The following is a 25,589-nucleotide window of genomic DNA, read 5'->3' as shown; positions in this document are numbered from 1 at the left end:
ACCTCCTAAAATACTCTCTTTGAATCCAATAGAATCGTTACCGGCCCACTGTTAACAAGCTCTACATCCATGTGAGCCTGGAAGATCCCTGTTTCAACTTTCACAGTCTTAGACGCCATCTGGAGAAAATCGTTGAAAAGCGCTCTGGCCGCTTCCGGTTTGGCAGCTTCGGTGAAAGAAGGCCTTCTTCCCTTTCTGGCGTCGCCCATTATTGTGAATTGTGAAATGGCAAGAAGCGCTCCCGAGACATCTATTAGCGAAAGATTCATCTTCTCATTTTCGTCTTCAAACACACGAAGATTGAGTGTCTTATCAACCAGCCATTCCACGTCACTCCCGTCATCGTCTCGACCGATCCCAACAAGAACAAGAAGGCCCTTATCAATCTCTCCAGTTATTCTCCCACTTACGGTTACCTTGGCCTTGCTAACTCTTTGAACTACGGCCCTCACGCAACCCCTCCAAATCTCTTCACGTTTTGAACACCCTTCATACCCCTGAGGTTCTCCATCACCAAAGTCAGATGGGCAACATCCTTTACAAGGATATTCGCAATCAGTGTATCATATCCCCACTTTCCTGCTTCAACGGAGTACTTCATTACTTTTGCATTCTTGTTTTCCAGTCTCTCAAGAAACTTATTTATAAGAGTTCTATCCGTGCTGTCAAACTCCACAACAATCCAGGCACTGAATCTCCCTCCCGTTACAAGGTTCCAGTGGGCATCCACGAGCTTATCCTCACTTATGTCTTTCAGATTTCGGCAGTTGCGGTTGTGAATTGATATACCCCTGCTGCTCATCACCGCGATTATGTCGTCGCCCGGAAGAGGAGTACAACATTTGGCAAAGTAGACGGCGATTCCAGTCTCGCCGCCAACAACGACTTCGTTCCCCTTCGCCTGTTTCTGTTTGATCAATTCGGTCTCTTCGGGAAGAACATCTATCTCTTCTTCCTTCGGTGCAAGAAGACTGAGTACCTCTCCCATCGTTATCGACCCGTCGCCAAGCTTGCTAAAGAGATCGTTTTCGTTGTGCGCCCCCAGTCGGCTCATCAGGGACTTTATCTGCTCTCCCTCTATCAAGTCATCCATCGATACGGAGAGCCGTCTGCTGATCTTTCTGAATATCTCCTTACCTCTTTCAACGAGTTTCGCCGAATACTCATTTTTGAAGTATCTCTTTATCTTTGCCTTTGTAGAATTTGCCCTGACATACTTCAACCAGTCAAGACTTGGACCTTCACTTGCCTTGTTTACGACAACCTCAACTCTGTCTCCGAGCTTTAGTTCATAATTGACAGGAACTAGCCGGTCATTAACCTTCGCACCCGCGTAATGATGGCCCACTTCCGTGTGAATTGCGTAGGCAAAATCGATCGGTGTGGCTCCTTTTGGAAGATGAACAACCTCGCCTTTCGGCGTGAAGACAAACACCTCTTCGACCTCAAGTTCGCGAGAAATCGACTCCATGTCCTTGAAACTCTCGATGAAATCCTTTTGCCAATCGACGAGCTGTGTAAACCAGGTTCTATCCCTTACATCAATTCCCTCTTTGTAGACCCAGTGAGAGGCCACTCCATATTCGGCCTCCTTGTGCATTCTCTCGCTTCTTATCTGAATCTCAAGAGGCTCTCCTCTGTGGGTAATCAGGGTTGTGTGAAGCGACTTATAACCGTTCGACTTCGGTGCGGCAATGTAGTCTTTGAACCTACCAGGCATCGGAGGCCATAGAGAGTGTGCTGCGCCCAAAATCTTATAGCAATTCACTTCGTCACCCGTAATTATCCTCAGGGCAATAAGATCGAACACCTCGTCGAAGGATCTGTTCTTCTTTATCATCTTCTGCCATATGCTATAAAGGTGTTTCACTCTGCCTTCTATCAAAGCAGGTATCCTGTTCTTTCTCAGTTCTCTGAGCACTATCTCCTTATACTCATCCATTATGTCCTGACGCTCTTTAAGCTTCTTGTTGACCTTGAACTTCAGTTCCTTGAATTCCTCAGGATACTCGAACTTAAAGGCAAGATCTTCAAGCTCTGCCTGTATTCTGTGCATACCTATTCTGTGAGCTATTGGAGCATAGATTTGGATCGTCTCTTTGGCCTTGTCGCGCTTCTTCTCTGGATCCTTGAGGAAGTCAAGAGTTCGCATGTTGTGAAGCCTGTCTGCAAGTTTGACGATTATGATCCTCGGGTCTTCTGATAACGCGAGAAGCATTTTGCGTAGAGTCTCGACCTTCATTCTCGACTTCACTATCTTCGACTCAAGCTTTTCGTTGAGCTTCAAATTGCTTATCTTCGTCACACCATCGACGATCAGAGCAACCGTATCACCGTACTTCTCAGCTATCTCGGAAAGCGGCACATCGCAATCTTCAACTATGTCATGAAGTATCCCAGCGACTATAGTATCATTGTCGGCCGAGAACTGGGCAAGAATCTTCGCGACTTCTACCGGGTGACTTATGAACGGCTCACCCGAGTCTCTCATTTGCTCCTGATGATGAAAGCGCGCAAACTCGTAGGCGTCGAAAATCCGCTCCTTGTCTCTCCTTTTGAGGCGATATTGAAGAATACTTTCGAGGTCGCTCAGAAGAATCTGAGCATCAATTTCTGTTCTGGCCACTCTCCCACCTTCTATTTGTTTATTTTAGCATGAAGCAACTTCCGAATACAGTGCGCCTCGCGGACGCTATTCTTAGCTCGGAAGAGAACTATGCTGACTTTGAGCACTGATCCAGGTTTTCTGACAGACTTCGAAGCGTAGAATTGAATATGGAATATCTGGAAAGCCCGGAGGTGCGTGCGTGAAAAAACACATTTTATCGACAGTGCTATTAATGGTCGTTCTCTTCTTCCTGACAGTCTCTTCTCATGCTATCACGACCCATTCTCGCAGTGAGATTTCGAAGACAGCAGTCCACTTTTTCAATGAAGGACAGAGGATAAATGGAATACTTACCGAACCAGAGCTTCTGCAGACTCCTGCGCCTGTAATAATTCTTCTTCATGGATTCCTTGGACATATGGATGATCTATTAGTAAACGATTCAGAAGAATCGCTTTTTGAGATGACTGCGAGAATCTTCGCCGAAAGAGGCATCTCATCTCTAAGGTTTGACTTCAGAGGATCCGGGATTAGTGAAGGAGAGTGGAAGGATACTACCTTCAACAAACAGGTATCTGACGCAATTTCATCGATCTCCTTCCTTCAATCACTCGAGAACGCTGACAGCAACAGGATCGGAGTTGTCGGCCTCAGTCAAGGTGGTCTAGTGGCAGCTTGTCTCGCCGCCCGCGATTCCAGAGTAAGGAGTGTTGCTCTCTGGTCGGCCGTTGCTATACCCATTCACACATATTCCGCACTGCTAGGAGTAGACTCTGTCGAGCGAGCCACGAACGCGACTCCCTTTGAGGAAATAGTGGCAAGCATCTCTTGGGGGGGAATTACTGTGCTGAGAAAGGAGTTTTTCGACGAGTTGTTTTCAGTGAATCCTGTGGCAGAAATTGTATCCTACACAGGACCGCTTCTCGTCGTTTCGGGTCTGAAGGATGATCTTGTCTTTCCCCAACCAGAAGTCTCTAGACTTTTCATTACGTACCATAAAGGGGTAAACAGACTGCTTGAACAGGACTCCGGTCACATCTTCGATCTTTTCGACAGGCAAGATAAGGTGAGGGAGATCATTGAAGCTACTCTGGAATGGTTTATAATAACTCTTTAGCATTTAGGAGGTGTGTTGTGAGACTTAAAGGAAAAAGAGTGGTGGTCTTGGTTGAAAATGGATTTGAGGATCTCGAATTCTGGGTCCCCGTGATGCGTCTTCTAGAGGAAGGGGCAGAAGTAATCATAGCTGGCAAAGAAAAAGACAAGCAATTCAGCGGTAAGGGATGTCTTCAGGCAGTATCCGACTCAGACTTCGAGTCGATAGATGTTTCAAGGCTGGATGGAGTTCTTATACCCGGAGGGTGGGCTCCCGACAAACTGAGACGATATGAAGAAGTAAAAAAGTTAGTAAAGAGCGCTCATGAAAGGAGAAAAGTTATTGGGATGATATGTCACGCGGGCCTTGTCGGCATTTCAGCCGGAATCGTAGAAGGTTCAAAATCTGTCGGAAGCGAAGGAATAAAAGATGACCTAATAAATGCTGGTGCAGTTTGGGTAGACGAGCCAGCATTGGTTGATGGCAATCTAGTTTGGGGAAGAGTTGTGAAGGACATCCCTGACTTCTGCAGGAAACTGGTCGAAACTTTAGAAAATGGAATCCGTTAACTCAGTCAGATGGTGTCATGATAAGAACAGATCGGCAATCGGGTTCGCCGAGTAGAATCTAATTTATCCATTCTCTCTTCACTATTGGTTCTGCTTCTAACCCTTGCCCTAATACTGCTATACAAATTCCTCAAGTATTGGGTTGAAATCCGATAGAATTTATAGTATTATTAAAAAACCCTACCCCCGGAGGGGGAGGTACCCGATAGAAGAGGTGATACGATGATGTTCTTTGGATTCCTAATAGTAATCTTTGCTATAGTATTCTTTCTTAAACCCGACATCTTGAAGAGTCGAATGGCTGTCTCCTCCTCATATGATAAAGAAATGAGAGTTCTCAGAGAAAGATTGGCTAACGGAGAGATCTCTATCGAGCAGTACGAGGAACTGAAAAAAACACTGTCCGAGGAGAAATAAGATGAGTTTTGAGAAGAATCATATGAAAGAAGAGTATTTCGTTGAAGGTATGACCTGCGCAGCCTGTGCAAAAGCGGTTGAAAGAGCTGCCTTGAAAATCGCAGGGGTGAAGAGTGCGACCGTCAATCTTTCAACGGAAAGACTTTCTATCGAAGCTGCAAACAAAATAGATAGAGAAATGCTGTTTGAAACAGTGGAAAACTCTGGCTACTCGCTCAAAGAAGTGAAGTCCGGAAGAAAGGCCGTAATGGAAATTGATGGCATGACCTGCGCAGCATGTTCTGTAGCTGTTGAGAAAGCGATCGGTAGACTAGAAGGTATCAAGAGCGTCAGCGTGAATCTATCCTCAGATACCGTTTCCTTTGAGTATGATCCCGACGCTCTTAGAATCGGTCAAGTTAAGGCGGCCGTCGAAAAGGCAGGCTATAAGGCTGGAGGCCTCATAACGGAAAACCTTGCAGCAAGCCGCTTAAGAAAAGAGGCGGCGACGCTCTCTTACAAGAGGAAGCTGGTATTCTCCGCAATCTTTGCTCTGCCCTTGTTGATAGTTGCCATGGGCCATATGGTCGGGCTCAGATTGCCCATAATCATAGATCCTCATATAAATCCGTTGAACTTCGCTATGATTCAGCTGTTCTTAACAGTCCCGATAGTAATTGCCGGAAAGGATTTTTATCTTAAGGGAATACCGAATCTCTTCAGAGGCAATCCAAATATGGATAGTCTTGTTGGTCTCGGAACAGGCGCAGCGTTTGCGTACGGTATCTTTGCAACGGCTCAAATCGCTCTTGGTAACCACGTTTACGTAGCAGATCTCTATTTTGAATCGGCAGGAGTGATTATTGCTTTGATCTCGCTTGGTAAATATCTAGAGAACCTTTCGAGAGGCAGAACTTCCGATGCAATAATGAAGTTAATTAGTCTATCTCCGGAAACGGCTTATGTGAAGAGGGGCAACGGCTTCGAAGAAATTGCGATCGAGGAAACCGAGGTTGGAGATACTCTCCTTGTCAAGCCCGGAATGAGAATTCCGGTAGACGGGGAAATCTTGGAAGGAACGAGCTCCATCGATCAATCGGTAATAACCGGGGAATCTATCCCCGTTGACGTTCAGAAGGGTGCTAAGGTGATCGGCGGCACAACAAACATCAGCGGAATATTTGAGATGAAGGCTACTGTAGTAGGGAGCGATACAGTTTTATCGAGAATAATAAAGCTCGTTGAAGATGCTCAGTCTTCTAAGGCTCCGATAGCAAGGATGGCAGATATCGTGAGCGGCTACTTCGTGCCCTTTGTACTTATTGCTGCTGCAGTCACCTTTCTTACTTGGATACTCCTAGGCTACGGATTCGCGTTCTCCATGTCAATGATGATCGCAGTCCTTGTGATTGCCTGTCCTTGCGCCCTGGGACTCGCTACTCCTACAGCAATCATGGTCGGCACAGGAAAGGGAGCAGAGTTGGGGATTCTCTTTAGAAACGGAGAAGCTCTGGAAGTAACCCATAAGGTTGATGCTATCGTATTCGACAAGACAGGAACCATAACGCGAGGAAGACCTGAGCTTGTAGACATTCACACAATGGGATCTCTAGATCGCGATCAGGTATTACAACTGTCTGCAAGCATCGCCAGAAGAAGCTCTCATCCTCTAGACTCGGCTATTTCGATTGCTTATTACGGCACATTGCTGCAAGTCTCTTCATTCGAGGCTTACCCTGGAAAGGGAATCATCGCAGTAGTTAACGGGAGAGAGGTACGAATCGGGAATCACCATTTTGTTGGTCTATCTGCGGAAGAGATGGAGTTAGTGGACAAGGTTTCCAGCAAGGGAATGACCCCCGTTTCTGTCTCCGTAGACGGCAAACCGGCGGCGGTGTTTGGAATTGCAGATGTTGTGAAAGAAAATTCTTTGGAAGCCGTATCAACGCTGAAAGAAATGGGAATAGATACCTATATTATGACGGGAGACAATACTAGGACCGCGAAAGCAATCGCAGAACAGGTAGGAATCGAGAATGTCCTTGCCGAAGTAATGCCCGAAGACAAGGCGAGAAAGGTTGCTGATCTTAAGAAAGAAGGCAAGACCGTCATGATGGTTGGCGACGGGATAAACGATTCCCCAGCACTGGCGGAGGCCGATATAAGCATTGCCGTCGGATCGGGAACCGACATCGCTATCGAGTCTTCAGACGTCGTTCTTATCAGCGACAATCTTAATAATGTTCCGAAGGCAATAAAGCTATCCAGAGCAACCATCAGAAACATCAAAGAGAATCTCTTCTGGGCCTTTTTCTATAACGTTATTGGAATACCAGTGGCAGCCGGTCTCCTTTACAAAGTGGCCGGAATAAAGCTTAACCCTATGATAGCCGGTGCAGCCATGGCCTTTTCCAGTGTTAGTGTAGTCGCAAACGCACTGAGGTTGAAGAGAGTACGAATCTAGAAGGAGGAATACTATGAAGCTTGAAATTGGAGGAATGAGCTGTAATCACTGCAAAATGCGAGTGGAAAGAGCGTTGAAGTCTGTGGAAGGCGTGGAGGACGCAGTGGTAGACATTGATGAAGGAATCGCAGAAATCTTCACAACCAAGAATATTGAAGAGAACCGCTTGAGAGAGAGTATTGAAGATGCAGGTTATTCATTTAGGGGAATCAGAGAGTAATTATGAATACACATTCTCATCACAAACACGACGGGGCTCTCAAGATTCTTAAGACTGCCAGAGGTCAGATAGACGGCATAATCAAGATGATAGAAGAAGAGAGATACTGCATAGATATTTCCACTCAGCTTCTCGCTGTCATCTCGCTCCTCAAAAAGGCAAACACAACAGTTGTAAACAAGCATATCGAAACCTGCATAAGAGAAGCAGTGGTTTCCGGCAATATTGAAGAGAAGATAGCGGAGCTGGAAACACTCATGAAATATATAGAGAAGAGCCTCTAGTCTCCAGCTGGAGGTTCGTTCTTCATGTCTTGAGAATCTCTGAACAGTTCTTGAAGATCCTCGATAACCTCCTGAAGCTCATTGTCTTCTACTTGCCATAAGTCTTCAATTCTCTGCTTCAGAAAAGAATTTCTCTCTTCGACAGCCATCAGGTAATAGCTTAGAAGTCTTCTCCTGTGGGAACTCATCGCTGCTATCTTTCTCAGAGAATCCACCTTTATCTCTCTTTCCGCATCTATGAGATCTCCTATCGTTAGGACGATGTCATCTAGTTTCCACTGAACGTCGTCCGATAGGACGGCCAGAGTCTTCCTGATCTTCTCAAGTGCTTCCACCCGTTTTACCATCCGGTTCCCCCAAACGTCCCTTGCGGTCTTCTGCTTCTGGATGTCTGATTATAAGACTTAGCACTGCACCCAAAACACTCAGAACCGCTGAGACCAAGTAACTTATCCCGTATCCACCCGTAAGGTCGCGCGCAATCCCACCTAGCAAAGGGCCGATGACTCCACCTACACCCCAGGCCGTTATCATTACCCCGTAATTCAGTCCAAGATTCTTCACACCGTAGAAATCGGCAGTTACAACCGGAAAGATTGCGAGCATTCCGCCAAAAGTGAATCCCACAACGCTCTTCCCTATCAACAGAGCAACAGGGTTGGTGAATGAACTGAAAAGGAAGTATATGAGAGCCTGAATGGCAAACATAGTGAATAGGGTGGCCGTTCTTCCAATATAATCAGATATCGTGCCCCAAGTTACCCGGCCAATGAAATTGAAAATCGCATAAACAACCACCAGCAGAAATCCATTGCTAATTGATGCCTGCTCTAGCCCTATCTTCGACATCTGACCGATAATGAGCAGTCCTGCAAACGTACCAAAGAAGAACATGGTCCACTAAATATAGAACTGCGGTGTCTTCATCATTTCGGACAATGAGTAATCCTTTGTCGCCAGCCTATGGGTTCTTCTAGGCTTCTTCTTAAGTTTTACCTTTTCCACACCATCGGAAGGGTTGGAGATTAGGAAGGTGAAGGAAAAGACAATCAGAATCAGAAAGAAGAGAACACCAAGAATCACCAAAGCCGTCGGCAGTCCAAACATAGCAATGAGGCTCGAAGTCAGCGGCGCTATATACACAGGTGCCAATCCAAAACCGCTAACAACAATACCTGATATCAGCCCTCTGTGATCGGGATGAAACCACTTGACCACGACCGGTGTTGGCTACGAATAGCCAAATCCCATCGCAAGCCCGAACACGAACCCGAAAAAGAAGGTTAACCCGGCTACGGTAAGATTCATCCCCGAGAAGATAAAACCCATCCCCGCAAGAAGTGAGGATACGAAAAGAACTGGCTTTGGACCGAATCTATCCTGCAGCTTTCCTCCTGGAATCATGCTTAAAGCAAAGACCGCTGAAGCAAGCATATAAGGAATCTGAGTCTGCGTTGCTGTCCAGTTGAAGTCGTCTATCAAGGCCGCTGAGATAATTCCCCACGAATAAAGGACCCCGAGAGTCAAATTGACCCCAAACCACTAAAGACTACGAGTTAGGCTTTCCTGTCGTTTTCCACAGATTTGTCCTCCTGATAAATGATGCTAATTGCCGGGCAGATCTGTTTAGTCGGTTCGTAGTGCCGAAAATCACTTAGATGTACTATCCTTAGCGAGAAAAAGCGATCCGTGAGATTGCAGTCACTTCTTCTTGGCTTTCAGAAGGCCGGAGTAAGAACTTGTGAAGCCATGCTGGAAGTGCATCAGTTGCCACTTGCCATCTGCTTTCACAACAAGTGCCGAACCGAATATCTCTACTCTCCTGAATGCAGCTTTTCTTGCGATTTTCATACCTCGTTTCCATGAAACAAAACAGAACGAGGTTCTTTCAACTGTAACTTCCCAAGATATCGGCTCAAAGAGAACCCCAAATGAATCAAACTCCTTTTCCAGAAGCTCAAGAAACTCACCCTTCCCATTACTTACGAGCCCTTCGGGATTCACATAGGTAATATCAGCACAGCATAGCGATTCGATTGACTCGAGATCGTGATTTCTATAACTGTCAAAGAAGATCTCAACTACTTCCTTAGGCGATATCTTGCCATGCTCCATCAACTCACACCTCACTCTTTGTCACTAGTAAGATTTTATCATCAACCTGCCGATCATCTGTGTACAAGATGAGGCTATTTATGAAAGACAAAACAATATAATCTTCCCGAAGAAGGGAGGTGGATCATGCGGAAAGTTCTCGCTTCGATTATTGCGATTCTCCTTTTCATTTCGTTACTTCCGGGGCTTACGTTGAGGATGGGGATTGAAGGTCTCTCAATATTCGGTCTGTCCTTTGAGATGGATTCTGGTCTTTGCTTTGGATTTGGAGCATACCGCCGATCACGATATTCGGACCGGCAGCCCCTGGCCTTTTTCTTTCACAGGGGGATACAGTTGCTCATCGATAATGCTACGAAAGGATAGAATGGAAGTTTCAGCGCTTATGAGAGGTTGCCTGGAAGCGATCATCTCCGAATCGTTTAGTCTCGCAGCAGTTCTGGGCGTGCTTGTGGAAACGAAATGAAATATCTCACCTGGACTTAAGGCCGGATCCCAGCTAGGATTGAACCTGAACGTAGTTCAAAGAATCATTTCTCCAGAAACCAGCTTCGTCCCGATGGGTCAAGTAGGTCTAGTAATCGATTTCTAAATGAATCTATGGTTTCTTAAATCTTAGCGTCTTTAACTCCCCGATCTCCCTGAATCCAAGTCGATTGTAGATTCTACCCGTATCAGGATTGTCGTAGAGCAGACAGGGAGTCTTTCCTTCGGCAAGGAGATCCCCGCAGAGTCTGGATACTACTGCCGATGCCAGGCCTCGCCCTCTATGGTCCTTCCTAGTTGCAACTGCAATGATCATCGCCATATCGCAACTCTCGGAAGTACTGGCAGCCGTAGCCAGGATCTCACTATCTTCTTCTATTATATATCTACGGGTACTTCCATCTCTAAGTGTAGCCATGAAAGACTCTTCTTCCGTAGCATGAAACTCTTCTACTGAGCAAAGAAATTCCAGAAGCTTTGCGGCATCCTTCATCGTTGCTCTTCTCACTTCAAATACAGACTCGACAAGGTTGGGTTCCTTCATGACGGCAAAACGCAGAGCGTCCTCTTCCTCACACATCCCACTAAGATACGGAACCATTTTGTCTATCCCGTATACGCTTCCGGTAAGCATCATTGCCCGAACATCCCTCTTTATGATACCTGCAGCTTCTCGAAAATCCATTCTACTGGAATCGGCTAGAATGAAGAACTTGTAGTAACGAAGGAGGACACCTTTCGGGTCGTCTAGATCTCCATCGAGGAATATCTCCATATGCTCTGAATCGGAACTCGTATTCTCGATATCTCCAATAATGAACATGTTGAACTCCTTGTTTCTGTACAGAAAAGGAAGGAGTCTCTTCCATTCACTTCCTTCGATCTTCTTCAAAGAAACACCCCCCGCATTTACGGATATATAGAAGACTATACCAGCTTGAATTCGATTTCGACTGACAATACCGAGTTCGTGACTTATGTCACGTACTTGACTCTCTGTTTGCTATAGACTCTGAATGAAAGGAGAGATGATTATGTCTAGCAAAAAAGCTGCAACACTAAGAGTTATCGTGGAGGTCCTTTTTCTCGCTCTCTTCGTATTCTTGCTGCGAAACAGGGATTTGCAGAGATGGTTCTTGATATTCGGCGTTGGACTTCTGGGAGCTCTCTTTCTGGGGAGAGTCTATTGTGGATGGATCTGCCCCATGGAGACCCTGTTCAGACCAATAGACTGGTTGTATGCGAAATTGAGGCTGAAGAGGCTAAGAACGCCGGCGATATTCAAGAACGGCGTATTCAGATGGACGATTCTGATACTCTTTGTGGTGCTTATGATTGCGGTTAGGGTTTTCAAAATCAAGATCAATCTCCTTCTTTACATCACAGTGTTTTCGGTATTGGTTACTCTGATATTTGAGGAGGAGTTCTGGCACAGGTACATGTGTCCCTTTGGGACGCTACTAACGTTTTTCTCGAAGAAACCGTTTTTCGGTATGAAGATTGACAAACCTTCATGCGTATCCTGCGGAATCTGCCAGAAGGTCTGCCCCGTTAGCGCCATAGAAAAAGAGAGTGATGGAATGAAGATAGACAATTCAGAGTGCCTCGTTTGCCTCAAGTGCAAGGAAAAGTGTCCTAAACTGTCAATAACATACTCTAGATCCGAGTGATTGAATACCCTTAGTAGTGATGCTTTCTGCAAACACTTATTCATCGTCCCGCACTCTTCGGGACGGTTATTTTCGTTGTCATCATAACCTTTTGTTGCCTGGCTGTTTAATGCTAGAATGATTCTAGACTACTGCAGAGCGAGGCGTTTATGTGACGATTGAAGAAGGTAGCGACAAACTGGCGAAATCCATCCTCGCTCTTCAGGAGCAAATGAAAGAACTGGATTGTATCTACAAGATCTCCAGCGCGCTTCACGGATCCTCGACGGCAAATGAAGCGGTCGGTCTGTTAATTGATCAGCTTCCCAAAGGATTCAGGTTCACCGATCAAGTATCTATAAGAATCGAATTCAACGGGAGTATTTGGAATTCTGGAGACAATTGGTCGAACGAAAGGGCGATCTCTTCCGACATAGTCGTAAATGGAAAGAAGATGGGAGAGGTAAGTGTATCGCTTATCAACGAATCACTCTTCAAAGATGAACCTTTCCTGAAAGAAGAGAGGAAGCTACTCTTATCCGCGACTTCGGTTCTTTCAAATACCCTAGAGAGAATCTCGATTCAGGACGATATGAAGGACAGTCTAGAAAGGTTGACTTTTGCAATAGACGCCTCGGAAGAAGGTGTGTGGGATTGGAATATCAAGACCGGTCACGTTTTCTTCTCAAGAAGATGGAAGGAGATGCTGGGTTTCTCTGATGAAGAGATCTCCAGTAGCGTAGAGGAATGGAAGAAGAGAGTTCATCCGGAAGATCTCGCTGAAGTGGAGTCTCTTCTGGAGAAATGCCTTACAGGCAAGACACCCAATTATCAGCTGGAGTATAGGCTTATTGGGAAGGACGGCTCGTCTGTCTGGGTTCTCGACAGTGGAAAGGTAGTATCGAGGAACGGTAGCGGCGAACCCTTGAGAATGGTCGGGATCCATACGGATCTAACACAGCACAGAGCGGCCGAAATGAGACTCCAAAGGCTCAACAAGTTGCTAACACTGATGTTCAGGGCAAATGAGTTCTTAATTCATGCAAAGGAAGAAGCATCTCTTCTCAATGGACTTTGTGATATCGTCGCCAAGATTGGAGATTTCCCGCTTGCCTGGGTAGCTTTTAAGAGGCCCGGAGAAAAGACTCTTGACCCGGTTGCCGTCAGCGGAAAGGCAAAGGACTATCCGTTTGAAGTTGCAATTACCTGGGATGAAAGCGAACTGAGCAGAAGTGCCATAGGAAAAGCTATTAAGACCGGAATGACCATTATTACCAGGAGTATTGATCGTTCCCCCGATTATCTGCCTTGGAAAGACACTGTTTTGAAGTACGGGCTGAAAGCCTCGGTTGCAATCCCTCTTTTAGTCGATAAGAGGGTAATAGGCAGCCTGGTGATTTACTCGGAGTATGAAGACGCTTTTGATAGCGAGGAAGTTCGACTCTTGGAGGAGCTTGCTGAAGACATCTCATTCGGCATTTCATCAATGAGAATTGAAGCTCAGCTAGAACACCAGAGCGGAGTTCTTTCCTCAATTAGAAGAGTTAATCGTCTGATCGTTACCGAAAATGATATCGATGATCTCATAAAGAAGAGTGCCGAGTTGATGACCGGCTCCAGAGGGTTTGAGAGATGCATGATTCTGTTGACCAATAATGGGGACCTTTCAAGCTGGGCCGCCTCGGGCTTCAGCAGATCTCAACTGCTGGAAATAGAATCCAGTTTAGAATCAGGTCATATTCCTCCCATGCTGAGAGAGGCAATGGAAAGGGAAGGCGTTATTTCGATCGAAAGTAAGGAATACCACGAGAAGTGCTTGACATTTAGCGACTCCGGTGATCTTGCGGTGTTTGCAAAAGGCTTAAGAGTTGCTGACAACTGCATGGGGGCCATGGCAGTTGTCATTAAGGCAAGTTTCTATCTTTCAAAGGAAGAAAGAGAGCTCTTCTCCGAAATAGTCGACGATATCTCTTACGCAATCTACAAGCTCAAGCTTGAGAAGAACGAGAAACTTCTCCAGAGAAGATTCTCTCTGTTCATGGATAGACTTCCCGGAGCGGTATTCATTTCGGACAGCAATTTGAGAATGACATACTTCAACGATTTTGCAAGCAAGATGTTCGGGTTCAAGGACGACTGGATTGGAAGAGATCCGAAGGAAAACTACCCCGGAAAGCTAGGCAGAGATATACTTGACGACGACCTGCGAACTCAGAATGGAGAACAGATAGTGAGGGAAGAAAGGATTATGGCTGCCGACGGTCAGGAGAAGATCCTCTATGTACAGAAATTCCCCATACCTTCCGAAGGCGACAAACCGATGATCGCCGCTATCGCTCTGGACATTACAAGTCGAAGGATTGCCGAAATGGCCCTTAAGAGGCTTGGGAGTGTCATAGATCTCTCGTTCAATGAGATGTATTTGTTCGACCCGGACTCATTGCGTTTCCTTCAAGCGAATAGAGGAGCTACGGAAAACTCGGGTTACACTCTTGATGAACTGCGTAAAATGACTCCTCTGGATCTGCAACTCAAGATGGATAGAGGAGTTTTTGAGGAAGTTCTGAACAGACTCAAAAAAGACCCGATGTCCTATGAAGTCTTTGAGACCGAGCATGTCAGAAAAGACGGAACTGCCTATCCCGTGGAAGTGAGACTTCAACTACATGAAGACGAATATGAGCGTGTATTCGTCGCGATTGTTCTAGATATTACCGAAAGAAAGAGATCAGAGGAGTCGGTTCAAAGAAGCCTTGAATCACTAATAAACACACTGTCATCTCTTGTCGAGGCGAGAGATCCATACACTTCCGGCCATCAGAAACGGGTGAGTGAGCTTTCAGTTGCTATTGCCCGAAGACTATATTCAGATAATGATGAATACAAGGACATTATCGAATCGATTCGAGTTGCCGCGTTGCTTCACGACATAGGAAAGAGTGCGGTACCGACAGAAATACTGACAAAGCCCGTGAGACTTAACGATCTCGAGTATCACCTTGTTAGAGAGCATTCTGCAAAGGGTTACGAAATACTTAAGGGAGTCTATTTCCCGTGGCCTATAGCGGAAATAGTGTTCCAGCATCATGAAAGGCTTGACGGCTCGGGTTACCCTCGAGGACTTAAGGGAGACGATATTAGAATTGAAGCCCGAATAATCGCCGTAGCCGATGTTGTTGAAGCTATGTCTTCACACAGACCATACAGAGCTTCGCTGGGAATGGACAAGGCCCTTGAAGAGATAATCCAAAACTCGGGCAAGTATTACGACAGAAAGGTCGTTAATGTCTGCCTAGAAGTCTTCGACGAGGGATTTGAGTTCAAATCCTAAAGCTCTGATACTCTCTCAAGAATGAAGTTGTTCGTTGTTGATTCCTCGCCACCTGCCGAAGGCAGCATTCCGACCTGGCCGTTCTTGCCGGCCTTGCGTCTGAAGTTTTATTCCAGAATCACTTCCTGCGCAGAAGCGTCACCTCCCGACGTAGTCGGCCTCGCCTCTTGCCGAAGGCAGCTTTGCGTCCCCAGAGGCTTTTCTGTGCCTTGGCTCTTTCCCCGAAGGATCTTCTAAGAGAACCTCTGGTCAAGATGCTTCAGGTATGTCTTCACAGCTGAAGAGGTATTCTTCAGCACTTTACGGCTCATTCGGTCAAGTTCGCTTGTATCTTTACAAGCAACCAGAATGTCATAGTAATCTTTTGAGCACTCTATTCCGGAAAACATCGGCGGGTCCTCGTCGAGCAAAGTCTTGATTGATCGCTCGGTCTCGGGAAGAAGCCGCAATGCTTCCCTTCTCGTTGTTTTAGCCACGACTTCTAGGGATTTTGGATCGTTGGGCTCCGCGGTCTTGATCTCTTCAATGTACGTACCGTACTCTCTCCAAAGCCGGTAGCCTAAGTACCTGTCGTGGAATTTGTGGAATGTGCTTATCTTCTTGAACTGCCTCTTGTAAAGAAAAGGAATCTTGAGTACTTCGAAGAGGGTCCCCGGAGAGGTGTGGTACGGGGTTCCGCAGTCTTCAAGATAGTGAATTGCTCTGGCCGCAAATCTCAGAGCCCAGTACCTGTCACCCTTTTGCATAGCTAGTTCGCTCATTTGATCGAAATGAAGAAATCTCTTTGTCACTTCGCCAAAGCGAAGTATGATGTGATACTCTTCATGTCGCCACATTCCGCTGCTTCCCATAAACCTTTGCAGTGGAGAGAGCTTTAGGTCTCTATCCATTCCAAAATCAGGTTCATAAGAGTAGACGGTCATTATCTGCCAGGCGGGGGCTTTGCCCTCGATCGGCAACGAATTCTCGAAGAAATCCAACCGCAGCTCTTCGTCCGAATCGGAAAGGTACTGTCGCCCCAGATAATCTTCGAAGCCTCTCTCTGAAAGACTGTAAGGGCCTGGGTCTTCTTCTTCATAAGTATAAGGCGTAACCTCTACTTTCTCAGAGAGAAAGCCCTTGCACCTATCCAGACAGTAATAGGTCAGAACATCATGACCATCCATATCAGCTCTTTATGACCCATGCACTTTTCTTTGAGAAGAAAAGTTCGGTTTCCTTGCCTACAACGGGAAACTTTCTTTCAATTGGGTTGAAAGTCACTGCGTTCAACCTCTTTCCATCCGGAAGCTCTATCTCATATTCAACATTCGATCCGAGGAAGACATACTTCAAGACCTTCCCATTAAGAATATTGATCTTGTCTTCTTCCCTGTCAGAAAGGGATTCCGGTCTCAATACTATCCTAACACTGTCTCCGACAGCGAATTCACCTCCCTTACTGCCTACAAACCTCTTTCCCAGAGAGCTGCACAACACGGTCACTGAGTCGCCGTCGACAGATTCCACTTCCCCGTCGATGAAATTGACCCGTCCGATGAAGTCTGCTACAAAACTGTTCTGTGGTCTGGCGTAGATATCAAACGGACTTCCTATTTGCATTACTTTTCCGTCGTTCATTACCACAATGACATCGGAAATACTCATCGCCTCTACCTGGTCGTGAGTAACGTACACACTGGTGATGTCAACCTCTTGCTGTATTCGACGGATTTCGAGCCTCATCGATTCCCTTAATTTCGCATCGAGATTCGAGAGCGGCTCATCAAAAAGAAGAACGCTCGGCTCCATAACAAGGCTTCTCGCCAATGCAACTCTCTGCTGTTGACCGCCGGACAGTTGATCGGGCCGTCTCTTTTCAAGACCCTTAAGACCCACCAGGTCTGTCATCTCCCGTATCTTTTTCTTCATGGTTTTCTTATCAAGTCTCTTCAGCTTCAGACCAAAAGCGATATTCTCCTCCACAGTTAGGTGAGGGAAGAGAGCGTAACTCTGGAAGACCATCGAAATGCTCCTCCTATTGGGAGGCAGGTTTGTGACGTCCTTTCCATCCAGCAAAACTCGACCATTTGTCGGAACTTCGAACCCGGCAATGATTCTCAATGTGGTCGTCTTTCCACATCCCGAAGGACCCAGGAGTGTTACAAGCTGCCCCTTCCCGATTTCTTGATCGAAGTCGTCAACGGCGACTGTTTGTGTACCATAACTCGTGAAGACTTTTCTAACATTTCTCAGAATCAGACTCATGTAATCACCCCTGTCCCGCCGTTCCACCGCTGGATAGACTAATTTTGTTCTTCAGGAAGATCTTCAATATAAGAATGAAGCTCATAATCATACCGATCAACAGCACAGAAAAGGCACATGCTTCCGATAGACGTCCGGAATCACTCTGACTCAGTATCTGAACTGTTATCAGGTTCCATCTGGCCGAAACAAGAAATATCGCCGCGCTGATTGCAGTCATCGCCCTTACAAAGGCAAAGACTAGAGCGGAGAAGAAGGCCGGCATAATAAGGGGCAGCGTCACTTTCCTGAAAACCTGCCTGTTATCTGCTCCAAGTGTATATGCCGCCTCTTCGATCGCAGGATCTACCTGGTTGAGCAAAGCAACACCCGACTGTATTCCAACGGGTATATATCTGAAGACGAAATTGAGAACGAGTATTGCCAAAGTACCAGTCAGCAGCAACGGAGGCTTGTTGAATGCAAGAATATAACCTATTCCGATTACTGTTCCCGGAACTGCGAAACTTAGCATTGAAGTGAATTCCATTACTCTTCTTCCGGGAAAGACTTTACGAACCAGAAGAAACGCGATTATCATGCCAAGAACGGCAGATATCGGCGTGGATGTGAAAGCAATAATGAGAGTGTCCTTGATTGCTTCCAGTCCAACATCAAAGACGTATCTGAAATTCTCGAGGGTGAAGGTGTTGTTCATCCCCCACGCCTTAACGAAAGCTCCCCAGAATATAGTTGCATAAATAGTCAGCGTGAAGACCGCAATTAACATACATAGGGAGAATAGAATCCATTTCACCGGTTTACTGACGCTTTTCAGGACGGAAGTCGTCGGTTTCCCTGTAACCGTGACGTACTTCTTCTTCCCCACCCAGTACTTCTGGATTACGAATGCCACTATGGAAGGGAATAGCAACCAGACCGCGAGGGCAGCGCCCCCTCTAGTATCAAACATTCCGGTTATTTGCAGGTATGCCTGAACTGAGAGCACGGGAAATTTGCTGCCTGCAAGAATCAAAGGATTTCCAAAGTCGGCGAGTGATTCTATGAATAGAACGAGCATTGTGCTGGCAATACCCGGAACCGACATCGGAAGAATTACCTTTCTGAAAGCCTGCCATCGATTGGCACCGAGATTGAAGGCGGCATCCTCAAGTGTCGGACTGATAGTTCCTATAACGCCGTCCAATGTGATGAAGGCAACCGGAAAAAAGCAGACCACCTGGGCCATCATGAGACCCCATAAACCGTACACCGGGAAATTCCTGATCCCGAATATCCCGGCGGTAATGATCCCGTTGAATCCGAATAGCATTATGATAGAAAGTGCGCCAATAAACGGTGGAAAGACTATCGGCAGAACGGCAACGGTTCTGAAAAAGCCCTTCAGCGGAATATCCGTTCTGTTAAGAGTGTAAGCAAACAGATACCCGACAAGCATTCCGAATATTGCCGTAAGGCCAGCCACCAAAAGGCTGTTGAAGAAGCCCTGCCTCAGGTATCGATTCGAGAAGGCGTGGCTGTACGCGCTCAGGTCAAATCCGCCCTCCTTGTCGGTCATACTGACCGCGAAAACCCTGAATAGGGGATAGACAATGAATATTGCCAGGGCAGCGAATATCAGGAGTATTATCAAAAGCAGAACTGGATCCCTAAGAAGATTCAGAAACCTATTTTTTGCTTCTTCTCCCCTTATAGCCACAGGACGACCTCCTATTAAAAAGGGGGATTTCTCCCCCTCAAAGCAAATCTAAGTGATCGTTAGTATGGAAGCACTTCGTTAATCCATCTTTCGATAAGTCTGGTCTTGTTTTCTGCAGCCCAGGATGGATCTACTGAAACAAGGTTAATGGTCGAAAGAGGCTGCAGACTGCCGAAGTCAACATCTGGCCTGATCGGGTAGAAGAAGGTTTTTTGATCAACCACCTGCTGCTGACCGGCTTTTGACACAACCCAGTCAATTAACTTCTGGGCATCGGTGAGATTCCTGGCACCCTTTAGAATCGAAACGGATGCCACTTCGTATGGTACGCCCTCCTTAGGGAAAACCACGGTGACGGGATATCCCTGTTCCATGAACTGGAAGAAAGCAGGGGTGAACTGAATTCCAAGCGCAACCTGACCGGGGCCGACGGCCTTGGAGGGTCCAGTTCCGCTCTGTGTGTAGGTCTGGATGTTTGGAGCGAGGTTTTTCAGATACTCGAAAGCCCCGTCTTCACCGTAAATCTTCACGAGACCAGTTATCAGACTGTATGCAGTTCCTGAAGACTGTGGATTTGGATATTGTATCATTCTCCTGTATGAAGAATCAAGGAGATCTTCCCATGTTTCCGGTACAGAAGCTTTGATCTGCTCAATAACTGAAGTGTTCACTCCAACGCCAAGAGGATTCATGTAAATCGGGTGATAATAGCCCTCAACATCATAGAATTCTGGAGATACACCGTACACGCTCAGTGTCTTATAAGGCTGCGTAAGTCCCCTTTCCTTTGCAATAATGTGATTTTCCAAAGGAGCCCCAAACCAAACATCTGCCTGTGGATTGTTTGATTCTGCTTCGATTCGTGCAAGCGCCGGCCCGGATGAAAGAAATACGAAATCTACCTTGACTCCGGTCTCCTCTACAAATGCGTTCAATATCTTCCTTGCATTTGCCTCATCCACACTGGAATAAACCACCAGGTTTGAAAAGGCCGCTGCTACTAACATCAGAAAGATCGTAAGGATAAGAACTCGCTTCATAAATCCACCTCCTATTAGTGTAGCTATATTCTATCATCTGAACTGCTAAGTAGAATGTTTCCAAACTAATTCCTACAGACCTTGATCACATCAAATCTACCAAATCATCACTCACGAAATTGAGCATCGAGATCAAGCTTTGACAGTTCACCGATCATCTCAGTTTTTTCCAAAAATCAGCGAATGCAGTTATGAAAATATAGTTTCACTATGCTATTATTGTGAAAAGATAGTTTCATAAAATAAGTGATTAACTAATTCCTTCCCGAAAGGTTGATAACAATGGTATCCGAAGAAATAGCGAAAATTAAAGATGGTTTATCGCCAGCTTACAAAAGGATAGCAACCTGTATTCTCAAAGAATACTCGCAAGTGGGATTCATGTCCATTGAAGAACTCAGCTCTATGGCCTGCGCTAGCAAGGCATCTGTAGTGAGATTCTCTAGGCGTCTCGGTTTCTCGGGATTCAATGAACTGAAAAAGGCTATCCAGCGCGAACTTAGAAGAAGGCTATCTCCGTATGAAAAGATCGCAACGACAGAACTTGACATGGCTCCGGTGGAAAACCAGTTGAAATTGCTAAGACAGAATGAGATCAACAATCTCAAAAACACTCTGCACGGGATCAGAGAAGAAGAGCTTCACAAATGGGTAGACACTATAAGGACAGCCAGGAACATCTATTTCGGGGGCTTTGGCGCTACAAGACACGTGGTTTCGTTGATGCGGTACACAATCTCCGTTCTCCAGCGGAAGCCGACCTGGTTGTTGTCGGGATCGGTCTCCGACTTTTCCTTCAAAATAAAGCTTATGGAAAGAAATGACGCTCTGATAGTTATGACCTTTCCTCCATACTCAAAAGAAGTGGAATACATGATCGACTTTGCACGTGAAAGAACCGCAAGAACTCTGCTCGTTACAGATTCCATTGACTGTCCGGTCTATTCAAAAGCCTATTCGTCGATTTTGTGCGAGAACAACTCACTTCTGTTTGGCAATTCCTTCGTCGGACCCGTTGCAGTAGTGGAAATGATAGGGAACTTCATCATTCTAAGCGAGAAGAAGACCGGCATGGAGGAGATGAGAAGGTTGTTTGAGGTAGAGGAGAGAGGTTACAAGGCAATAAGTACTGAAGGAAAGAGCAAGTAGTTTCATCGCTTGTTTGTGAAGGCTCTAATTTGTGAAAAGAAAAAAGGAATCGAAGAGGGGAATTGACTTAGCCCACCGCGGCATCTGAATTGCTTTTTAAAGAGGAGTGTTCTTGTTTTCATCAAGGAAGATTCTATTGCTTGAAACGAGGTGTTTGCATGAAGGCCATCATTGTACACGGCGGTACCGGAAGTTTTAGTAGCGTAATAGACGCCGATGAACACAGAAGAGGAGTCGAAGAGGCTGTCAAGCAAGGATTCTCAACTCTTCAGAAGATGAACAACGCAGAAGAAGCCGTTGTTACCGCTGTGTCCGTGATGGAAGAAGATCCCACCTTTAACTGTGGCAGGGGATCGGCACTTACTTATCGCGGCGATATAGAAATGGATGCTGCGATAATGGACAACAACCTAAATGCGGGGGCGATTTCCGGACTTAAGAGAATTCTCCATCCCATAACGGTGGCACGGGCCGTCATGGAGCAAACCGATCATGTTTTGCTTGCCGGAGCCGAACTGGAGGAATTCGTTACAGTTCTAGGGTTTCCTAGGGAAGATGACCTGATCGTTCCGAAAAGACACCTTCAGTGGAAAGAAGAACTTGAAAAAATCGCCAGAGGCGAGAAGACTAGATTTGGAAAGAGCGTCAAGCTGGCAAAACAAGCCGAGAAATATCACTCTACCTGCGGTGCGGTCGCACTAGACGACCACGGAAGAATGGTCGCCGGAACATCCACGGGCGGAATGATGATGAAAAGTTTCGGTAGAGTGGGCGATAGCCCCATTTTGGGAGCAGGAACCTATGCGGACTCATTCGGTGCAGTCTCCGCAACGGGTCATGGAGAAAAGATCATGAAGCTCACACTGAGCAGGCTGGTCGCCTTCTTCATGGAACAATATCCCGCTCAAAAATCCGTAGACATCGCTCTCGAGAGAGCCAGATACTTCAACTGTGAATGTGGACTCATAGCGATCGACAGATATGGGAACATCGGAATTGGTCACACTGCCAAAGATATGTCTTGGGCCTTCATAAGAGAAGGGAATTCACCTGTAATCTTCTAGGTGTAACTAGCCCCCTGTTCTTCCACGGGAAGCTCTCTACTCTGCGACTTGAGTTTTCTAACGATCATGAATGCAAGAATAGCCGCAATGAAAAGTGTAAAGAAATCTGCAACTGTTTGAGAATAAATCACTCCGTTGAGTCCGAAAAATCTTGGCAAGACAATAACTGCGGGAATCAAGAAGAACCCCTGCTTCGACATCGAAAGCAAGCCAGCCGCGAAACCTTTTCCAAGTGCCTGGAACAAAACCGTGAAGGTTATCACGAAGCCGAATGTCGGGAAGAAAATACTCACCGCCCTCAAAGCTCTTGAGCCTACATCTATCACTTCGGGATCGTTGCTGAATACGCTCACTATTGAAGCGGGAATGACCATCCCTACAATCGCGAAAAGTGTCGCAAATACAGTAGTGACGATTATCGAAAACTTGAGAGCCTCGAACACTCTCAAGAATTTTCTTGCACCATAGTTATAGCCGGCAACTGGCTGAAAAGCTTGACCATGGCCAAATAGGACCATCATTCCAAGCATGAGCACTCTCATGGTTATCCCAACGGCCGCAACGGCGTGATCTCCGTAAGTCCCTGCAGCATTGTTAAGAAGAGCAACAGAGAAGCTCGACAGAGACTGCCTCAAAAAGGTTGGCAATCCGATCTTGAAGATCTCGGAGTATATGTGAAGCGAAAACCGATATAGCCTGATAGATAGGTTTGTGTAACTCTTCCTACGAACGAAGTACTCGAGGATTATAATCGTCGAAACAGACTGAGAGATTACAGTTGCGACGGCCGCCCCAGTTATTCCCATTCCAAGGCCAAATATGAAAACCGGATCGAGAGCGACATTCAGTAGAGCTCCCGATACCATGGCAACCATGAATCTCTTGGCGTTACCCTCCGCTCTAACTAGGTTGTTCATGGTCATATTCATCATGGTGAAGATCGATCCCATAATGATTATCATTGTGTATTCCCTAGCATATTCCATTATTGTCTCAGTTGCGCCAAAAGCAGCCAGGAGCGGGTCCAAGAATATCAATCCAAGGAATGTAAAGACTATCCCGGTCGCCAGACTCGTAAATAGAGCCGTAGATGCCGCTTTGTCGGCCTGTTGCTTATCTCCTGCGCCAAGCAAACGCGAGACATACGAAGCCGCTCCCACGCCATAAGTCAGACCAACGGCTCCAATCAGATTGAATATCGGAAAAGCGACTGCAACTGCGCCTACGGCGCTTGTGCCTATCCGCCCAATGAAGAAAGTATCGACTAGATTGTAGATAGCATTTGTCAACATTGCAATTATTGAAGGGATCGAAAGACCTATGAGAAGCGAAGGGATCTTCATCGTCCCCATTGCTCTCGCTCTTTCTTGGGAACTTCTGAATCTCAAGCAAAACCCTCCATTTCAGAGACGACCTGCTATCATAATACACTAATCGAGTCCAGTTGGCAGGCATGCAAGGAACATATAGCTAACGAATCCTATTTGCCGGGTTTCTTGTGAAGTGTTCCCCTTAACTTAGAAGCAAATGTACCCTTTCAGTTGCCTATTAGGGTTATATACTCTTGTCGCGATAGGAAAAGACCGATGGGCATATATCGTCCTTACATAAAGCGATCGAACCGATAAGAGGCCTCATTGGCCCGAGGAGGAGATTACATGAGAAGAATGAAGCTAATATCAGTTTTTCTCTTAGTCTCAATAATACTGCTTAGTGTATCCGTTTTTTCCGAAGAACCAATAGACGAGATGTATGAGCCCTTTGAAGAAGAAAATCCTGTTTCATTGAACTTCGCATCAACGATCCCTTCTTTCAAGTATGAAGAAGACAATACAGACCCAATCACTCTGGAGAATATGGCCGCAAGAGGGTTCTACAGAGAACGGGAGGAAGAGGGGGATCCCTCATTCTACTATTTTGCATCTTCTGCCTCTTCATCTAAGGAAGAATCTGAACCCGTAGAAGAAGTCGATGGGTTCTACAGAGAAGGGGAGGAAGAAGAGGAGTACAGCGTATTCATAAGCGCCTTTACCTCCGCTCCCGTGGATGATGTGAAAGTTGAAGCGATGAAGGTCTTCGCAAGCACCGTAAACACTCTCAGCAAAGGAGACATCTACGTCAGGATCTTTCATACTAATAACCGTAGTTCCGAAGAACTTCTTTCCGGTGTAATCAACGGAACGGAATTGATGGCATTCGACTGCAGCCTGTGCTCAATTGCCGACTCGCTGTTCCTCCCTCAACTATCGATCTTCTCCGCCGCTTATCTATTCGAGGATGTGGAGCACATGGACAAGGCTATGGACAGTGGAATCATGTCAGGGCTTCTTGATAGAGCCGCAGCAGACTCCGGAGTAAGGGTGCTCGACAACTGGTACAGCGGAAGTCATCATCTCTTCTTGAACGAAGTCATAAGCGGGATCGAAGATCCTTCGCAACTGGAAGGACTGAAGCTCTGCTCAAGCTGTTACCAGGGCTCATTCGACGCCTGCAAAGCTCTTGGCGCAACTCCCGTCTATATGGGTCAGAGCACTCTCAAAGATGCGATGAGCTGTGGTTCAGTTCAGGGCGCGGAGATGCTCCTTGAATGCATTACAGCTGAGGAATGCATCGATTCTATAAAGACCATAATACTTACCGGGCATCAGATCGAATCGATCAACCCGATAATCGGCGAGGCTACATGGAAAATGCTGAACGACAGGCAGAAGAACTGGATTCTGGAGGCGCTGCACACTGCGAGATCATACATGGAAACGGAAGTTCTCGAACGTGAAGCCGAGATAATCGGAGAACTCGCTCAGAAATACGGTGTCCAGGTCTTGGTACCATGTAAGGATGGGTTGCTCCAACAGGCGGCAGCCTACTACTCCCAGAATCGTTTCTCTGCCGTGTGGGGCGAAGATGCATACGTCCGAATACATGCAGCCTCGGAAGGGATGTAACTCAGTAATCAATGAAGAGGATACTCTGCAAATTCGAGATACCTCTCTAGAGTAGTTTTACTATCTGATCAAGCTGCCCTTCACTCGTTTTGAACGTTTGAGGGGCAGTAGTTTAAGATGACAAAGCTTAGGCACCCGAATGATATCATTCATGGCAAATAAATCAAGAAAAGCGTTGTGTTGATATGGATACATAAAATTAGACCCCCTACTGGTTCATGAACCCT

Annotated in this window: 23 protein-coding genes and 1 pseudogene; 12 read left to right on the top strand and 12 right to left on the bottom strand. The window is 46.2% G+C overall.

Annotation, left to right across the window (positions count from 1 at the left end):
* Window positions 1-5: 5 nt before the first annotated feature.
* Complete coding sequence (gene dtd, locus V512_RS06260) at window positions 6-452, bottom strand: D-aminoacyl-tRNA deacylase (protein ID WP_099829596.1); 447 nt, start codon at window positions 450-452, stop codon at window positions 6-8.
* The gene (locus tag V512_RS06255) at window positions 449-2,626 is read right to left on the bottom strand and encodes a bifunctional (p)ppGpp synthetase/guanosine-3',5'-bis(diphosphate) 3'-pyrophosphohydrolase (RefSeq protein WP_099829595.1); all 2,178 of its coding nucleotides are present in this window, start codon (window positions 2,624-2,626) and stop codon (window positions 449-451) included. The genes dtd and V512_RS06255 overlap by 4 nt, the downstream gene beginning before the upstream one ends.
* Window positions 2,627-2,807: 181 nt before the next feature.
* On the opposite strand from V512_RS06255, the gene V512_RS06250 reads away from it, so the two are divergent.
* From V512_RS06250 to V512_RS06225, 6 genes are all read left to right on the top strand, one after another.
* On the top strand, window positions 2,808-3,725 hold the full coding sequence (locus V512_RS06250; protein ID WP_099829594.1) for an alpha/beta fold hydrolase: 918 nt from the start codon (window positions 2,808-2,810) through the stop codon (window positions 3,723-3,725).
* Between the two features lie 17 nt (window positions 3,726-3,742).
* A complete protein-coding gene (locus V512_RS06245) occupies window positions 3,743-4,273 on the top strand; it encodes a type 1 glutamine amidotransferase domain-containing protein (RefSeq protein WP_099829593.1) in 531 nt (176 codons plus the stop codon).
* 222 nt (window positions 4,274-4,495) lie between these two features.
* On the top strand, window positions 4,496-4,690 hold the full coding sequence (locus V512_RS06240) for an SHOCT domain-containing protein (RefSeq protein WP_099829592.1): 195 nt from the start codon (window positions 4,496-4,498) through the stop codon (window positions 4,688-4,690).
* 1 nt (window position 4,691) lies between these two features.
* Window positions 4,692-7,133 (top strand): heavy metal translocating P-type ATPase, encoded by a 2,442-nt coding sequence (locus tag V512_RS06235; protein WP_099829591.1) that lies wholly within the window; start codon window positions 4,692-4,694, stop codon window positions 7,131-7,133.
* A gap of 13 nt (window positions 7,134-7,146) precedes the next feature.
* A complete protein-coding gene (locus tag V512_RS06230; RefSeq protein ID WP_099829590.1) occupies window positions 7,147-7,353 on the top strand; it encodes a heavy-metal-associated domain-containing protein in 207 nt (68 codons plus the stop codon).
* Window positions 7,354-7,355: 2 nt separating this feature from the next.
* Window positions 7,356-7,637, top strand: coding sequence for a metal-sensing transcriptional repressor (locus V512_RS06225; RefSeq protein WP_099829589.1), 282 nt, complete (start codon window positions 7,356-7,358; stop codon window positions 7,635-7,637).
* Here the strand turns inward: V512_RS06225 and V512_RS06220 are convergent.
* The 4 genes and pseudogenes from V512_RS06220 to V512_RS06210 form a co-directional block, all read right to left on the bottom strand.
* On the bottom strand, window positions 7,634-7,984 hold the full coding sequence (locus V512_RS06220; RefSeq protein ID WP_099829588.1) for a hypothetical protein: 351 nt from the start codon (window positions 7,982-7,984) through the stop codon (window positions 7,634-7,636). The two genes, V512_RS06225 and V512_RS06220, sit on opposite strands and share 4 nt — an antisense overlap.
* The gene (locus tag V512_RS14960; RefSeq protein ID WP_243392283.1) at window positions 7,959-8,531 is read right to left on the bottom strand and encodes an MFS transporter; all 573 of its coding nucleotides are present in this window, start codon (window positions 8,529-8,531) and stop codon (window positions 7,959-7,961) included. Before V512_RS14960 ends, V512_RS06220 begins: the two co-directional genes overlap by 26 nt.
* A gap of 6 nt (window positions 8,532-8,537) precedes the next feature.
* Window positions 8,538-9,119 (bottom strand): annotated as a pseudogene (locus V512_RS14955) (MFS transporter).
* A gap of 219 nt (window positions 9,120-9,338) precedes the next feature.
* Complete coding sequence (locus V512_RS06210; RefSeq protein WP_099829587.1) at window positions 9,339-9,752, bottom strand: nuclear transport factor 2 family protein; 414 nt, start codon at window positions 9,750-9,752, stop codon at window positions 9,339-9,341.
* A gap of 126 nt (window positions 9,753-9,878) precedes the next feature.
* On the opposite strand from V512_RS06210, the gene V512_RS06205 reads away from it, so the two are divergent.
* Window positions 9,879-10,118, top strand: coding sequence for a hypothetical protein (locus tag V512_RS06205; protein WP_099829586.1), 240 nt, complete (start codon window positions 9,879-9,881; stop codon window positions 10,116-10,118).
* A 232-nt stretch (window positions 10,119-10,350) separates the two neighbouring features.
* Here the strand turns inward: V512_RS06205 and V512_RS06200 are convergent, their stop codons facing one another.
* Window positions 10,351-11,130, bottom strand: a complete 780-nt coding sequence (locus tag V512_RS06200) for a GNAT family N-acetyltransferase (RefSeq protein WP_099829585.1) — start codon at window positions 11,128-11,130, stop codon at window positions 10,351-10,353.
* 142 nt (window positions 11,131-11,272) lie between these two features.
* Here V512_RS06200 and V512_RS06195 point away from each other — a divergent pair, with 142 nt between their 5' ends.
* Together V512_RS06195 and V512_RS06190 are read left to right on the top strand one after the other, a co-directional pair.
* Window positions 11,273-11,908, top strand: a complete 636-nt coding sequence (locus V512_RS06195) for a 4Fe-4S binding protein (RefSeq protein ID WP_099829584.1) — start codon at window positions 11,273-11,275, stop codon at window positions 11,906-11,908.
* 151 nt (window positions 11,909-12,059) lie between these two features.
* Window positions 12,060-15,218, top strand: a complete 3,159-nt coding sequence (locus V512_RS06190) for a PAS domain S-box protein (RefSeq protein WP_099829583.1) — start codon at window positions 12,060-12,062, stop codon at window positions 15,216-15,218.
* A gap of 233 nt (window positions 15,219-15,451) precedes the next feature.
* Here V512_RS06190 and V512_RS06185 read toward each other — a convergent pair whose 3' ends face one another.
* The 4 genes from V512_RS06185 to V512_RS06170 are packed head-to-tail and all read right to left on the bottom strand — an operon-like array spanning window position 15,452 to window position 20,204.
* Window positions 15,452-16,384 (bottom strand): hypothetical protein, encoded by a 933-nt coding sequence (locus V512_RS06185; RefSeq protein ID WP_099829582.1) that lies wholly within the window; start codon window positions 16,382-16,384, stop codon window positions 15,452-15,454.
* A gap of 1 nt (window position 16,385) precedes the next feature.
* The gene (locus V512_RS06180) at window positions 16,386-17,465 is read right to left on the bottom strand and encodes an ABC transporter ATP-binding protein (protein WP_099829581.1); all 1,080 of its coding nucleotides are present in this window, start codon (window positions 17,463-17,465) and stop codon (window positions 16,386-16,388) included.
* Window positions 17,466-17,469: 4 nt separating this feature from the next.
* Window positions 17,470-19,164 (bottom strand): iron ABC transporter permease, encoded by a 1,695-nt coding sequence (locus V512_RS06175; protein ID WP_099829580.1) that lies wholly within the window; start codon window positions 19,162-19,164, stop codon window positions 17,470-17,472.
* A 59-nt stretch (window positions 19,165-19,223) separates the two neighbouring features.
* A complete protein-coding gene (locus V512_RS06170; protein WP_099829579.1) occupies window positions 19,224-20,204 on the bottom strand; it encodes an ABC transporter substrate-binding protein in 981 nt (326 codons plus the stop codon).
* A gap of 282 nt (window positions 20,205-20,486) precedes the next feature.
* On the opposite strand from V512_RS06170, the gene V512_RS06165 reads away from it, so the two are divergent.
* Both V512_RS06165 and V512_RS06160 read left to right on the top strand, forming a co-directional pair.
* Window positions 20,487-21,353: a MurR/RpiR family transcriptional regulator gene (locus V512_RS06165; RefSeq protein ID WP_099829578.1), complete on the top strand. Its 867-nt coding sequence runs from the start codon at window positions 20,487-20,489 to the stop codon at window positions 21,351-21,353.
* Window positions 21,354-21,511: 158 nt separating this feature from the next.
* Entirely contained in the window at window positions 21,512-22,417 is a 906-nt protein-coding gene (locus V512_RS06160) for an isoaspartyl peptidase/L-asparaginase family protein (RefSeq protein ID WP_099829577.1), read from the top strand.
* Here V512_RS06160 and V512_RS06155 read toward each other — a convergent pair.
* A complete protein-coding gene (locus V512_RS06155; protein ID WP_099829576.1) occupies window positions 22,414-23,805 on the bottom strand; it encodes an MATE family efflux transporter in 1,392 nt (463 codons plus the stop codon). The genes V512_RS06160 and V512_RS06155 overlap by 4 nt on opposite strands.
* A gap of 270 nt (window positions 23,806-24,075) precedes the next feature.
* Here V512_RS06155 and dctP point away from each other — a divergent pair, with 270 nt between their 5' ends.
* A complete protein-coding gene (gene dctP / locus V512_RS06150) occupies window positions 24,076-25,362 on the top strand; it encodes a TRAP transporter substrate-binding protein DctP (RefSeq protein WP_099829575.1) in 1,287 nt (428 codons plus the stop codon).
* Window positions 25,363-25,589 lie beyond the last annotated feature (227 nt).

Origin of the sequence: Mesotoga sp. Brook.08.105.5.1 (assembly GCF_002752635.1) — a bacterium.
Classification (GTDB): Bacteria; Thermotogota; Thermotogae; order Petrotogales; family Kosmotogaceae; genus Mesotoga.
The sequence above is the reverse complement of the archived record's forward strand: the minus strand, read 5'-3'. Positions and strand labels throughout refer to the sequence as shown.

Coding starts and splice junctions, on each gene's coding strand:
- V512_RS06235 (WP_099829591.1), top strand. CDS start 4,692: ATGAGTTTTGAGAAGAATCATATGAAAGAAGAGTATTTCGTTGAAGGT.
- V512_RS06210 (WP_099829587.1), bottom strand. CDS start 9,752: ATGGAGCATGGCAAGATATCGCCTAAGGAAGTAGTTGAGATCTTCTTT.
- V512_RS06165 (WP_099829578.1), top strand. CDS start 20,487: ATGGTATCCGAAGAAATAGCGAAAATTAAAGATGGTTTATCGCCAGCT.
- V512_RS06170 (WP_099829579.1), bottom strand. CDS start 20,204: ATGAAGCGAGTTCTTATCCTTACGATCTTTCTGATGTTAGTAGCAGCG.
- V512_RS06225 (WP_099829589.1), top strand. CDS start 7,356: ATGAATACACATTCTCATCACAAACACGACGGGGCTCTCAAGATTCTT.
- V512_RS06240 (WP_099829592.1), top strand. CDS start 4,496: ATGATGTTCTTTGGATTCCTAATAGTAATCTTTGCTATAGTATTCTTT.
- dctP (WP_099829575.1), top strand. CDS start 24,076: ATGAGAAGAATGAAGCTAATATCAGTTTTTCTCTTAGTCTCAATAATA.
- V512_RS06160 (WP_099829577.1), top strand. CDS start 21,512: ATGAAGGCCATCATTGTACACGGCGGTACCGGAAGTTTTAGTAGCGTA.
- V512_RS06230 (WP_099829590.1), top strand. CDS start 7,147: ATGAAGCTTGAAATTGGAGGAATGAGCTGTAATCACTGCAAAATGCGA.
- V512_RS06195 (WP_099829584.1), top strand. CDS start 11,273: ATGTCTAGCAAAAAAGCTGCAACACTAAGAGTTATCGTGGAGGTCCTT.
- V512_RS06185 (WP_099829582.1), bottom strand. CDS start 16,384: ATGGATGGTCATGATGTTCTGACCTATTACTGTCTGGATAGGTGCAAG.
- V512_RS06180 (WP_099829581.1), bottom strand. CDS start 17,465: ATGAGTCTGATTCTGAGAAATGTTAGAAAAGTCTTCACGAGTTATGGT.
- V512_RS06220 (WP_099829588.1), bottom strand. CDS start 7,984: ATGGTAAAACGGGTGGAAGCACTTGAGAAGATCAGGAAGACTCTGGCC.
- V512_RS06205 (WP_099829586.1), top strand. CDS start 9,879: ATGCGGAAAGTTCTCGCTTCGATTATTGCGATTCTCCTTTTCATTTCG.
- V512_RS14960 (WP_243392283.1), bottom strand. CDS start 8,531: ATGTTCTTCTTTGGTACGTTTGCAGGACTGCTCATTATCGGTCAGATG.